General features: G+C 59.6%; 10 protein-coding genes. 6 read left to right on the top strand and 4 right to left on the bottom strand.

All coding sequences use genetic code 11. The annotated features are described in order from the left end of the window. The first annotated feature begins 94 nt into the window (after positions 1–94). Positions 95–1075 (top strand): YdcK family protein, encoded by a 981-nt coding sequence (ydcK, locus tag KHQ23_RS17320; protein ID WP_015958510.1) that lies wholly within the window; start codon positions 95–97, stop codon positions 1073–1075. Here the strand turns inward: ydcK and rimL are convergent. Continuing rightward, on the bottom strand, positions 1061–1639 hold the full coding sequence (rimL, locus tag KHQ23_RS17315; RefSeq protein WP_004200103.1) for a 50S ribosomal protein L7/L12-serine acetyltransferase: 579 nt from the start codon (positions 1637–1639) through the stop codon (positions 1061–1063). The genes ydcK and rimL overlap by 15 nt on opposite strands. 53 nt (positions 1640–1692) lie before the next feature. Next, on the bottom strand, positions 1693–3348 hold the full coding sequence (locus KHQ23_RS17310; RefSeq protein WP_002907489.1) for a glucan biosynthesis protein D: 1656 nt from the start codon (positions 3346–3348) through the stop codon (positions 1693–1695). A gap of 437 nt (positions 3349–3785) precedes the next feature. On the opposite strand from KHQ23_RS17310, the gene KHQ23_RS17305 reads away from it, so the two are divergent. After that, positions 3786–4874, top strand: a complete 1089-nt coding sequence (locus tag KHQ23_RS17305; protein ID WP_032434631.1) for an NAD(P)-dependent alcohol dehydrogenase — start codon at positions 3786–3788, stop codon at positions 4872–4874. Between the two features lie 46 nt (positions 4875–4920). Here the strand turns inward: KHQ23_RS17305 and KHQ23_RS17300 are convergent, their stop codons facing one another. Together KHQ23_RS17300 and KHQ23_RS17295 are read right to left on the bottom strand one after the other, a co-directional pair. Next, on the bottom strand, positions 4921–6426 hold the full coding sequence (locus tag KHQ23_RS17300; RefSeq protein ID WP_211776859.1) for a carboxylesterase/lipase family protein: 1506 nt from the start codon (positions 6424–6426) through the stop codon (positions 4921–4923). A gap of 41 nt (positions 6427–6467) precedes the next feature. Then, positions 6468–7811: a VOC family protein gene (locus tag KHQ23_RS17295; RefSeq protein WP_004200106.1), complete on the bottom strand. Its 1344-nt coding sequence runs from the start codon at positions 7809–7811 to the stop codon at positions 6468–6470. 239 nt (positions 7812–8050) lie between these two features. Between KHQ23_RS17295 and pcaH the strand changes: the two genes are divergently transcribed. The 4 genes from pcaH to KHQ23_RS17275 all read left to right on the top strand — a co-directional run bounded on the left by pcaH (position 8051) and on the right by KHQ23_RS17275 (position 13182). Next, on the top strand, positions 8051–8791 hold the full coding sequence (gene pcaH, locus KHQ23_RS17290) for a protocatechuate 3,4-dioxygenase subunit beta (RefSeq protein ID WP_002907552.1): 741 nt from the start codon (positions 8051–8053) through the stop codon (positions 8789–8791). Then, the gene (gene pcaG, locus KHQ23_RS17285) at positions 8788–9408 is read left to right on the top strand and encodes a protocatechuate 3,4-dioxygenase subunit alpha (RefSeq protein WP_004200107.1); all 621 of its coding nucleotides are present in this window, start codon (positions 8788–8790) and stop codon (positions 9406–9408) included. The genes pcaH and pcaG overlap by 4 nt, the downstream gene beginning before the upstream one ends. 177 nt (positions 9409–9585) lie before the next feature. After that, complete coding sequence (locus KHQ23_RS17280) at positions 9586–10509, top strand: LysR substrate-binding domain-containing protein (protein WP_004143800.1); 924 nt, start codon at positions 9586–9588, stop codon at positions 10507–10509. Between the two features lie 300 nt (positions 10510–10809). Then, positions 10810–13182 (top strand): membrane-bound PQQ-dependent dehydrogenase, glucose/quinate/shikimate family, encoded by a 2373-nt coding sequence (locus KHQ23_RS17275; protein ID WP_020324764.1) that lies wholly within the window; start codon positions 10810–10812, stop codon positions 13180–13182. The last annotated feature ends 56 nt before the right edge of the window (positions 13183–13238 follow it).

Below are 13238 nucleotides of genomic sequence, written 5' to 3'. Positions count from 1 at the left end.
TTTAATTTGAAGTTGCATTTTAAAGGAACCTTATCCCGCGCGCTATGGCGATCTTTGCTATGTTTATGTTAACCATAAGTAATAAGGATCGGCCATGCGTAAATACCGTCTCAGCGAACAGACCCGGCAGTATTGTTATGAGGAAGAGCATGGCAAACAAAGCGTCACCCTGCGCCAGATCGTGGCGCTTATTGATTTCGCTGACGTCAAAGCGGGCAGCGAAGGCGGCTGGGTGGATGAGGAATGCGCTCTCAGCCAGCAGGGGGAGTGCTGGATCTACGATATCAACAGCGTGGTTTTCGCCGGGGCGCGCATCCGTGACGACGCCCGCTTAACCGGGTTCTGCGTGGTCAGCCATGAGGCCACCATCGGCGGACGGGCCTGCATTCACTCCTCGCAGATCAGCCATCACGCGCAGATCAGTGACAACGTCACGGTTATGCAGAGCCAGGTGCGCGGTTATTGTCGCCTTGCCGACGAGGCGCGCCTTCTCCCCCACTGCCAGGTGATTGCCGCGCGCGGGTTAACCGCCGATCGCGACAAAGTCCTGCAGATCTATCAGCGAGCCACCGTCAGCGCCTCGCGCATTCTCCACCAGGCGCAAATCTACGGCGATGCCTTCGTTGAGCATGCGTTTGTCGAACATCGGGCGGAAGTGTTTGACCAGGCAAGACTTGAAGGGAACGAAGAAAACGACGTCTGGGTATGCGATAACGCCCGGGTATACGGGCACGCGCGCCTGATCGCCGGTCGCGGAGAGGATGCCATTCCCACCGTGCGCTACAGTTCGCAGGTGGCAGAGAATGCGGTGATTGAAGGCAACTGCCTGCTGAAGCATCGGGCGATGGTCGGCGGCGAGGCGCAGCTGCGAGGTGGTCCGATTCTGCTCGACGACGATGTGCTGATCCAGGGGCGGACAGTCATCACCGGCGATGTGATCGTTGAGCACCAGGTCTCCATCAATGACGAGGTGCAGATTGCCGCACAGGAGGGAGAGGCCATTCATCTGCGCGGCCCGAAAACGCTTGACGGCCAGCAGCACATCACCCGCACGCCGCTGTTAGGCGCGCTTTAATGCCTCATCGCGGTCAATAATGCGGGCGTAGATATTCTGATCGTCATAGCTACCGTTCAGATACTCGGCTTGTCGGAGACAGCCTTCCAGAACAAACCCGTTGCGCAACGCTACCTGGTTGCTGCGGGTGTTCGCCACCCGGCATTTGATCACAAACCGGCGCACCAGCCCGCTGGCGGCATAATGGCGGATAAAGGCCTGTAATGAACGGGAAAGCAGCCCTTGCCCCTGGTGCTCTTCATCGATCCAGTAGCCAATATAGGCCGTTTTATTCTGCGGCTCGATCTGATTGAACGACAGGACCCCGACTAGCTGCTTATCGAGAAACAGCAAAAACATTTTGGCGTAATCCCGCTGATGCAGCATCACGTTGCCCTGCACATGGCGGCGGGTCTCGTCTTCGCTGCGCACCTCGGCGGGCCAACTGAGCGACTGCTGTAGCCAGCGCTGGTTTTTGACCACCAGCTGGTGCAGGTCGCTAACGTAGCGCTCATCAATGGCGATTAGCGTCAGCGCGTCGGTTACCGGGATCGACTCAGGTACTGCTAGGATATCTGCGGTCATAGCGCTCTCTTCTGGCCCGCAGGGACTGCCTGCGGGCGTCGGGTGACTCAGGGTTATTTCATGATCCGATCGTCAACGTAGTTTCGTTTATCTGCTGCCGGCGGGAAATACTGATAGAGCCAGGTTTCGCTGATGGCTTCTCCCTGACAGCGCAGGAACAGACGCATCTCCACCGGGTCGGTTGAGTCGGTGGTCGGATACCAGTCGAAAAGGATCCGGTAGCCATCGAACGGCTCGACGTAGAGGATCTCAATCTGCTTCGCTTCCCCGCTGGAGAGGGTGATCACCGGTTCAATACCGCGCGGCGCGGCCGCCTTCAAATCGCCGCCGACAAAGTCGATGGCAAAACGACGCGCCCACTTATCCGGGTAGTGTTCACCCGGCGCCCATCCTTCGGGGAAGCCCCCCATCCCGGTGCGGGTGGCCAGAACGCGCGCCAGCGGAGTGCTCACCGGCGGCTGCGCGCTCCAGTAAAGACGGTAGCGGAAGTCCAGTTCGTCGCCCGCCTTCACCGCCTTTTCCGGCTGCCAGAAGCAGACGATATTATCCAGCGTTTCGCCGGTAGTTGGGATCTCCATCAGGCTGACCGCCCCTTTGCCCCACTGGTTACGCGGCTCAACCCACAGGCTGGGACGCTTGTTATACCAGCCCATCACATCCTGGTAGTGGGAGAAATCACGGTCCAGCTGCAACAGACCAAAGCCGCGCGGGTTCTTGTCCTGGAAGGCATTGAACTGCAGCTTCTGCGGGTTATTCAGCGGCCGGCAGACCCATTCCCCGTTGCCCAACCACATTGACAGCCGATCGGAGTCGTGGATTTGCGGATGGATGGTGTCGCACATCCGCCGCTCATTATTGCCGCAGCTGAACATACTGGTCATCGGCGCGATACCCAGCTGTTTGATATCCTTGCGGGCGTACAGGTGGTTTTCCACGTCCATGATAACCTGGGTATCCTGGCAGTGGATGGTGAACTTGTAGGCGCCAGTGATGCTCGGGCTGTCCAGCAGCGCGTAAACGGTAAACACCGTGGCGTCCCCTTTGACCGTTTCGAACCAGAACGACGTAAAGTCGGGAAACTCTTCCGGGGTATCGGTAAAGGTATCCACCGCCAGACCGCGGGCCGACAGGCCATACTGATAGGTGCTGTCTACCGCGCGGAAGTAGCTGGCGCCGAGGAACGCCACGATATCGCGGCGCGCCAGCTCCGGCGCTTTAAACACCCGGAACCCGGCGAAGCCGAGGTCAGACTGTCCTTCCAGCTGACGGGTATCCACACCGGCGTCATTGTACTTAAACAGCTCCGGACGGAAGTGGATCTCGCGCGCCTGCTGGGTGCTGGCGTCTAAAGAGAACATCCGCACGCGGCGACGGAACCCCATCCCGACGTGGAAAAACTGTATGTCCAGCTTACGCTCTTCAATATTGTTCCACAGCGAGTGGTTGGCATCGTACTGGATGCTGTTATAGGCCTGCGGGGTGAGATTGGCGAGCGTCGGCGGCAGATCGCGCGGGGCGCCGCCCCACGGCTGGCGCGCCAGATCGTGAGCCATCGCCTGCAGAACAGCATAATCAAAACGACGCGTTTGCCCGTCGGCAATGCCCGCGTCTTCGGCAAAAGCGGCCTGACTGAATAAGGAAGCGACTCCTGACGTTCCGCATACGGCGGCAACAGCCATGGAAGATTTAAGAAAACGTCTGCGGTTCATGCCTGAGAAAGCGTCCTTCTGCACGGGTGAATTGATTCGCAACGCGTCATCACGCTGCGTGATAATTTCCGCCCACTCTAGACAAAAACGATTAATAATCCAATTGTTGCCAGCAGAAAAAAGGTAAAAAAGCCCTGTCCAGAGGAACAGCCTGTTTTTTTCATTTCCTCTGACGTGTAGCCAGGGCATACACGCTGCCTGCCGCTTTTTACCCCTGACTATTCAAGGGAAATCTATTCTCCAGTGCTGAATATTCACCCCATGTATCGCTCCTCGCCGCGCGCGTTTTTTAGGCACGATTCGCGCAAATTTCCATCGCGCCTGGTGCTAACTTTTCCCCGATAACCGCTATCTTTCTTCACGTTAGCGGCCAACAGGGGAGAGCCGTTCGGGCTGTCCCGCCACGCTCTCCAGGGAATTCATTCAGGAGTCATGCCATGCAAGTGAAAGCAGCCGTCACGCTGGGCTACCAGCAGCCTTTTGTCATCAAAGACGTCGAGGTCGCCCCGCCGGGGAAGGACGAGATATTAGTGAAAATTGTCGCCACCGGCGTCTGCCATACCGACGCCGTGATGCGCGACAACCCCGGGGTTGTGCCTATGCCGGCGATCCTCGGCCATGAAGGCGCCGGGATCGTTGCCAGCGTCGGCGAGGCGGTTAGCGGCATCAGGGTAGGAGACCACGTGGTGCTCAGCTACGCCGCCTGCCACCACTGCGAAAATTGTTTAAGCAACCACCCTTCGGCTTGCGAAGATTTTAATACGCTTAATTTTGGCGGCCGACGCGGGGATGGCACCACCCCCTACCGGCTGGGAGACCAGGATCTGTCCCTGTTCTTTGGCCAGTCGTCTTTCAGCCAGTATGTGGTCACCCGCGCCAGCAACGCGGTCGTGGTCGACCCGGAGGTTGATCTCACCCTGCTCGGCCCGCTGGGCTGCGGTATCCAGACCGGTAGCGGGACGGTGCTCAACCGCCTGAAACCGGTGGTCGGCGAATCGCTGGTGGTGTTTGGCTGCGGCGCGGTGGGGCTCAGCGCCATCATGGCAGCGAAATTAACCGGCTGTTCACAGATTATCGCGGTGGATATCCATGCCAGCCGCCTCGCCCTGGCGGGCGAACTGGGCGCCACCCATCAGATCAACGGCAAGGAACAGGATGCCGTCGCCGTGATTAAACAAATCACCGGTAAAGGCGCCCACTACGCGGTGGAAACGACCGGCGTCTCCGCTATCGTTCTGCAGGCCGTACACGCGGTGAAACCGCTGGGAACGGTGGCGATTGTGGGCTTTACCGGAGATATCACCCTTAACGTGCAGAACGACCTGATGGCGGAGGGAAAATCGCTGGTCGGGGTGATTGAAGGCGACGCCGTGCCGGCGCTGTTTATTCCGCGGTTGGTGCAACTCTATAAACAGGGAAAATTCCCTATCGATAAGCTTATCGCCCGCTATCCGTTGGCCGATATCAACCAGGCCTTCGCCGATTCGGCGTCCGGCAAGGTGATCAAGCCGGTGGTGGTCATGTGAGATAACGTCGCCACCGGTCGGTGGCGACAGTTGCGCATTATGGGATTTATTCCAGCGTCACGTGATGCTTCATCACCCGGCGAAACAGCGCCAGTCTGGCGCGCATAAAGCGGTTCTCCACTTTAAACCCGGCGCGCTTATGCAAGCCAATGCGCAACAGGCGATCCCGCCCGCGCAGGCACGCCGGCCAGCGCACTGCGCCGGAAAGCGTCTGCTCGCCGCTGGCGAGGCGGGCAAACTGCGCCCAGTAGTCAGCGACCTGAGCGGCGAAGGCCAGATCCGCTTCGCTGGCGTACTGCCGCACCGGGTCGGTCAACCGCAGGTTATCAAACACGTAGGGCACCTCGTTGCCATGCCAGGCCCCATGCGGGTAGGCGTCATGCTCCGCTTCCGCGACATAATCAAACCAGTAGCGCCAGCACGGCTGACCCACGCGCTGTTGCGCCTGCATCACTACATAACCAAGGGTGGTGAAGGCCATGTCGCGGCATACTTCCCGCCCCAGCGCTTCATCGCCCTTCACGCCGGGATAGAGGAGTTTGATCAGCCCCAGCCCCAGACGGCGCTCTCGGCGCAGCTTCTGGATCTGCCCGGCAATATCGACGCCGAACACGGCCATCACGCTGGCTTCATCGCTATTGGAGCCGATCATCACCGGTATCGGATGCTGGCGGCCGGCAAAGAAGGTCTCCAGCATCGGCTGCGGCAGCACCGCGTCTCCGGCAATAGGCGCTGGCCCGGTATTCAGCGGCGCGGTGAGCGACCAGAAGGCCTCCGCGGGGATCGCCCGCAATTCCTCAGCGCTGGCTTGCGGTAAGGCGAAGTGTTCCGCCAGCAGGCGCCCTTTTTCCAGCGCTTTTTCCCGCGGCAGATCGGGTAGCGTATACCCGCTCTGAATAATCGCTTTATGAAACAGCCCTTTCGCTTTCGGGGAGGCCATTAGCGACAGCACGCTGCGCGCCCCGGCGGATTCGCCAAACAGCGTGACGTTGGCGGCATCCCCGCCGAAGGCGTGGATATTCTCCTGAACCCACTGCAGAGCGGCAATCTGATCGAGCAACGCGAAATTATAGAGACGTTCGCCCGCCTCTTCTTCCAGCGCCGGATGGGCGAAAAAGCCGAGATGGTCCAGCCGGTAGTTAACTGTCACCACCACCACGTCGCGGCTGGCAAGCGCTTTGCCATCGTAAGGCGGCAGGCTGCCGGCGCCGATGGTAAACCCGCCGCCGTGCAGCCAGACCATCACCGGCAGCGGCTGCGCTGCGCTGGCCGGGGCCCAGACGTTGAGATATAAGCAGTCTTCGCTGAAGGCGCCAGGATCGCCGCCGCCGAGCTCGCGGCAGTAGTCAATGTCCTGCCAGCTGGCGGCGGAAAAGGTCTCGGCTGGACGTACCCCCTGCCAGCGGGCGGCTGGCTGCGGCGCGCGCCAGCGCAGCGGGCCCACGGGCGGCGCGGCGTACGGAATGCCGCGCCAGATATGAATCCCCTGTTCTGCGCTCCCGGCCAGCGTTCCCTGACGGGTTTTCGCCAACGGTTTCGACGGATGTTGCATAACCTGCTCCCTGTAAGGCTGATGCCAGCAGGGTACTGATTTTACAGCAGACCGCAACGTCGTTTGCTGCGCTCCTCCGCCTGTCGGTATAGTTCAAACTCATCCTGCACCGGGCAGCCCAGAGCTGCCTCAAACGCCTCGCGACTGGCGTTCCCGTGGCTGCGCGCCTGGGTTTCGTTGCCCAGATTGGACTGAAAAATGCCCGCCGCGCTGACCGGTAAAAAATCTTCATAAATAATCGGCTGGGCGACCACCCACCCGCGCTCAATCAGCGGCTGCGGATCGTCGCCCGGGCGAAACGCCTGGCGATGTGCCTCACCCGTGGGCGTCAGGCGGTAGCGAAACCAGGCCAGCCCCTGCTGACGGAGCAGAAATTCGCTGTCGGGAAATTCGCTAAACACCTCCTGTAGATGCTGCTGGTGGCTGAGATTGTCTTTCCCGGTTCCTGCCGCCTGCAGCAGCCGATCGTACAGCGCGCGCCCTTTCGGCGTCAGCGCCACGCCCCGCTGCTCAATTTCGCCAAAGCGGGCGCTATGGGTGCCTCGGTGTTCTCCGGCGAACATCACCGGCTCCTCAAGCGCCTTAAAGCTGGTCTGCCGCAGGAGGATCGGGACCTCCCGGCGCGGTGGCCCTTCAATCAACGCTTTGGGTTCAATACCGCACTCCGGCATCAGGGACTGGACGCGGTCAATATCCAGCGTCCGCGGCGTGAGATGGTTGATATGACACCCCGGGAAACAGACCACATCGGCAATCAGGCGGTGCTCGCGATGCAGAGCATGGTAAGTCTCCTCATCGACGGTGGCTTGCCGGTGCCAGCGGAACGTCTCCAGCGCCTCCTGGACAAACTCGCGCGCGTCGGCAGAGGTGAATTCGCCCTCTGCTTCATACTGCGCAATCAGCGCCAGGCAGCGGGGGGTGAAGATTTTGCGCCGCGCGAGGATCGCCTCGGCCCGCTCGCGCAGGGCGCGATTTTCAATCAGCTCCAGGCGCAGCAGCGAGGTGAAAATCCGAAATGGATTGCGCGCCAGCGCGGCATCGTCGATGGGACGAAACGCCGTGGAGTGGACCGGCACGCCGGCCTGCGAGAGATCGTAATAGCTAACGGGATACATCCCCATGATGGCAAACATGCGACGGAGCGTCGCCAGTTCTTCCGCTGTGCCCACGCGAATCGCGCCGTGGCGCTCCACGTTTAAGCGCGCCAGCTCGTCAGCGTTAGCGAGCTGTTCATGCAGCTGCGGATAATTTTCCAGTACCGCCAGGTTGACGTCAGCCACCAGCTCCAGCAGCGTTCCGTACTGCGGAACTTCCTGCTGGTACATGGCCGACATGGCCTGCGAAAAGTGCTCCCGAATCTCATCAGCCGTGATGGTGTTCGCCATGATGTGTTACCTCCAGTGAATACTTCCTGGAGTGTAGGAAAGCTGCCTCGCCGCGGGGGGAAGAATTTACAAACTGTGATGGCGATAACCTGCCGCCGGCCCAGGTCATTGCGCAAAACATAACCCATAGTTATGAAAAACACCCGGTAATTTCACTTTAAATTAACAATACATTTACACACACTGCTTCTGGCGACATTACAACAATATGCCCCTCTACCGTCTACACGGAGTACCCTATGAACGACAAATGGTCCCCACGTGAGGTTGTCCATCGCGATTACAGTAGCCACCCGCCCGCTTACGCCCCGGGCTATAAAACCAGCGTCCTGCGCTCGCCAAAAAACGCCCTCATCTCTCTGCAGAACTCGCTGTCAGAGATCACCGGCCCGGTATTTAGCCGCGACGACCTCGGCCCTCTGGATAATGACCTAATCCTGAACTATGCCAAAGAAGGCCTGCCGATCGGCGAGCGGATCATCGTCCACGGTTACGTGCGCGATGGATTCGGCCGACCGATGAAAAATACGCTGGTGGAAGTCTGGCAAGCCAATGCTGGCGGTCGCTACCGGCATAAAAAAGATCAGTATCTGGCGCCGATTGACCCGAACTTTGGCGGCTGCGGCCGGGTGCTTACCGATGAAAACGGCTATTACTGTTTTCGCACCATCAAACCTGGCCCCTACCCCTGGCGCAACCAGGCCAGCGACTGGCGTCCGGCGCATATCCATTTTTCTCTCTCAGGCGACGCCTGGGCCCAGCGCCTGATCACCCAGATGTATTTTGAAGGCGACCCGCTGATTAAGCAGTGCCCGATCGTCAGGACTATTAATAATGACGACGCCGTGCGCACGCTGATCGCCGAGCTGGACATGCACGCCGCCGTACCGCTGGATTGTCTGGCCTACCGCTTCGACCTTGTTCTGCGCGGCCACCGCGCCACGCTGTTTGAAAATCGCACTCAGGGGGCCGCCCGATGAAAGAGTATCTGCCTGAAACCGCCTCGCAGACGGCGGGACCCTATGTTCATATCGGCCTGGCGCCGGACGCCGCAGGCTTTCATATTTTTGAGAAAAATTTTGGCCCGGTCCTCACTACCGCCGATACCGCCGGGGAGCGCATCACCATTGAAGGCCGGGTCATCGACGGCTCCGGGACGCCGGTCCGCGATGTGCTGCTGGAGATCTGGCAGGCCAACGCCGCGGGTCGCTATAACCATCCTGACGATCGTCAACAGCATAAAGCCGTCGACCCGGCCTTCCGCGGCTGGGGGCGTACCTGCTCTGATTTCACCTCCGGCATTTGGCGCTTTGAAACCATCAAGCCGGGCCCGGTGGTCGGTCGCGATGGCCGGCTGATGGCGCCGCACGTCAACCTGTGGGTGGTGGCGCGGGGGATCAATATTGGCCTGAATACGCGGATGTACTTTGCCGATGAACACGAGGCCAACGCCAGCGACCCGGTGCTGAATCTCATCGAGTGGGAGGTGAGACGCAAAACCTTAATCGCCGAGCGCGAGGTTCGCGGTACGGAAGTGGTCTATCGTTTTGACATTCATCTGCAGGGCGAGAACGAAACCGTCTTTTTCGATATTTAGCCGTCGCGGTGACCACCACCTTCGCCCCGTTTCTGCGGGGCGAAGGCGTTTTCAACCACAGGGAAAGATCTTGTCATGTAACCAACTCAAATGTTAATAATATTTTGCTATCTGGTTATCAAATTTAAACAAGTCCGCTTGTCTCTTTCACCGCTGTGTTTTTAACATCATCTTACTATGGAAAAAAATGGTCTCTTCAGTCAGCGCATTCGCTTGCGCCATCTACACACCTTCGTGGCCGTCGCTCAACAGGGAACGCTGGGGCGCGCGGCTGAAACATTAAATCTGAGCCAGCCAGCACTCTCGAAAACGCTTAACGAGCTAGAACAGCTGACCGGTACCCGGCTGTTCGAGCGGGGTCGTCTTGGGGCGCAGCTAACCCTGGTCGGCGAACAGTTTCTGACGCATGCCGTTAAGGTGCTTGACGCCCTTAATTCGGCCGGCCAGGCGCTGAACCGCAAAGAGGGCCTGAATAACGACATCGTGCGCATCGGCGCGCTGCCCACCGCCGCGCTGGGGATCCTGCCGACGGTGATCGGCCAGTTTCACAAGCAGCAAAAAGATATCACGCTGCAGGTCGCCACTATGAACAACACCATGCTGCTCGCCGGCTTAAAATCCGGGGAGATCGACATCGGCATTGGACGTATGTCCGACCCGGAGCTGATGAGCGGGCTGCATTACGAACTGTTGTTCCTTGAATCCCTGAAGCTGGTGGTTCGCCCGGGACATCCCCTGCTTCAGGAGACGGTGACCCTTAGTCGGGTGATGGAGTGGCCGGTGGTGGTCTCACCTAAAGGCACCGTGCCGCGGCAAAACGCCGAAGCGCTGCTCCAGAGCCAGGGCTGTAAGATGCCCGCCGGCTGCATCGAGACCCTCTCCGCCTCCCTGTCGCGCCAGCTGACGGTGGATTTTGACTATGTCTGGTTTGTCCCTTCCGGGGCGGTAAAAGACGATCTTCGCCGTGGCGTGCTAACCGCCCTGCCGATCGCCACCCAGGGCGCCGGAGAGCCCATCGGCATTTTAACCCGCGTCGATGCGACACTGACCCCGGGTACGCAGACGCTGCTCAGCGCTATCCGTAAGTCCATGCCTGCCTGACCCCCCTTTCTCCCCGGCCCGCAGCGGCCGGGGAACCTGCAAACGCGCCGACGCCGCTCCCCATGACGTTAGACATATTCGGCAAAATAATCATTTAGTGCGAAATTATTTATTAACATTTGCGCAAACTTCTTTAACAGATCTATCATGTCTCGATTTCACCAAATGGTTCACTCGAAATCTAATCAAGCAACAAATACAGTTTTATGAAGGTTAAAACCACTTCATTCAAAAATGATTCAAAAGCAACATGTTTCATTTGGTTCACAGTGAGGTGGCTGGTGTGGTTAAGGAGATTACATGGCAACTGGCAACGCGCCGCGCGGATTCCCCCGGATCCTGCAGTGGCTTCTCGCCGGACTGATGCTCATCATCGGTCTGGCTGTGGGTATTCTTGGGGCAAAACTGGCCCTCGTCGGCGGTACACTGTACTTCGCGCTGATGGGCGTGGTCATGGTCATCGCGGCGGTGTTGATTTTCCGCAACCGCCGCGGCGGTATTCTGTTATACGCCGTGGCGTTTATCGCCTCGGTGATCTGGGCGATTAGTGACGCTGGCTGGAACTACTGGCCGCTCTTCTCGCGCCTGTTTGCGCTCGGCGTACTGGCCTTCCTGGCCGCCCTGGTCTGGCCTTTCCTCGCCAGCCCACCGGCGAAAAAAGGCCCGGCCTATGGCGTCGCCGCCGTTCTCGCCGTGGCGCTGGCGGTGAGCTTTGGCTGGATGTTCAAATCCGCACCGCTGGTCAGCGCGACTGAAGCGGTACCAGTCAAGCCCGTCGCGCCAGGCGAACAGCAGAAAAACTGGGCGCACTGGGGTAACACCACCCACGGCGACCGTTTCGCCGCCCTCGACCAAATCAACAAACAAAACGTCAACCAGCTGCAGGTTGCCTGGGTAGCGCATACTGGCGATATCCCACAGAGCAACGGCTCGGGCGCAGAAGATCAGAACACCCCGCTGCAGATTGGCGATACTCTCTATGTCTGTACCCCTTACAGTAAAGTGCTGGCGCTGGATGTGGACAGCGGAAAAGAGAAATGGCGCTATGACTCCAAATCCTCTTCACCCAACTGGCAGCGCTGCCGGGGCTTAGGCTATTATGAAGATAGCCAGGCGCAAACCGCGCCAGCGGCAGGCACGCAGCCGGCCGCCTGTTCCCGTCGTCTGTTCCTGCCGACCATCGACGCCCGCCTGATCGCCATTGATGCCGATACCGGCAAACTGTGCGAAAGCTTCGGCGATCGCGGTATTGTCGACCTCAGCGTCGGCATGGGTGAAGTGAAAGCGGGTTACTATCAGCAGACCTCCACCCCGCTGGTGGCGGGCAATGTGGTGGTGGTGGGCGGCCGCGTCGCGGATAACTACTCCACTGGCGAACCACCGGGCGTGGTCCGCGCGTTTGATGTCCACACCGGCAAACTGGCATGGGCGTGGGATCCGGGCAATCCAGCGCTGACCGGTGTTCCGCCGGAAGGCCAGACCTACACGCGCGGTACGCCAAACGTCTGGTCGGCGATGTCCTACGACGCGAAGCTGAATCTGATCTATCTGCCCACCGGCAACGCCACGCCAGATTTCTTTGGCGGCGAACGTACCGCGCTGGACGATAAATACAGCTCCTCTATCGTGGCCGTGGATGCCACCACCGGCCAGGTGCGCTGGCACTTCCAGACCACACACCACGATCTGTGGGACTTTGACCTGCCGTCTCAGCCGCTGCTGTACGATCTGCCTGACGGCAAGGGCGGCACCACCCCGGTGCTGGTGCAGACCAGCAAGCAGGGCATGATCTTTATGCTCAACCGCGAGACCGGCGAGCCGGTGGCCAAAGTGGAAGAGCGTCCGGTGCCGGCGGGCAACGTCAAAGGTGAACGCTACTCGCCGACGCAACCTTACTCGGTAGGGATGCCGATGATCGGCAACCAGACGTTGACCGAGTCCGATATGTGGGGAGCGACACCGATCGACCTGCTGCTGTGCCGTATTCAGTTCAAAGAGATGCGCCATCAGGGCGTCTTTACCCCGCCAGGTGAAGACCGTTCCCTGCAGTTCCCGGGCTCGCTCGGCGGCATGAACTGGGGCAGTGTTTCGCTGGATCCAAACAACAGCCTGATGTTTGTCAACGATATGCGTCTGGGCCTGGCCAACTATATGGTGCCGCGCGCGAAGGTGGCGAAAGACGCCAGCGGGATCGAGATGGGCATCGTGCCGATGGAAGGCACGCCGTTTGGCGCGATGCGCGAACGTTTCCTGTCGCCGCTGGGCATTCCGTGCCAGAAGCCGCCGTTCGGCACCATGTCCGCGGTGGATCTGAAAACCGGGAAACTGGTGTGGCAGGTGCCGGTTGGCACCGTAGAAGACACCGGGCCGCTGGGGATCCGTATGCACATGCCAATTCCAATCGGCATGCCGACCCTTGGCGCATCGCTGGCAACGCAGTCCGGACTGCTGTTCTTCGCCGGCACCCAGGATTTCTACCTGCGCGCCTTTGATACCGCCAACGGCAAAGAGATCTGGAAATCGCGTCTGCCGGTCGGCAGCCAGTCCGGCCCGATGACCTACGTCTCACCGAAAACCGGTAAGCAGTACATCATTATCAATGCCGGCGGCGCCCGTCAGTCACCGGATCGCGGCGATTACATCATCGCCTACGCGCTCCCAGACCATCACTGATCGACATACACAAAAGGGCCCATCCGGGCCCTTTTTTTATGGGTGACGATTCGCCT

The organism is Klebsiella sp. 64 (genome assembly GCF_018223915.1).
GTDB classification, from domain to species: Bacteria; Pseudomonadota; Gammaproteobacteria; order Enterobacterales; family Enterobacteriaceae; genus Klebsiella; species Klebsiella pneumoniae.
Note: the sequence above shows the minus strand (reverse complement) of the source record. Positions and strands in the feature narration are given on the sequence as shown.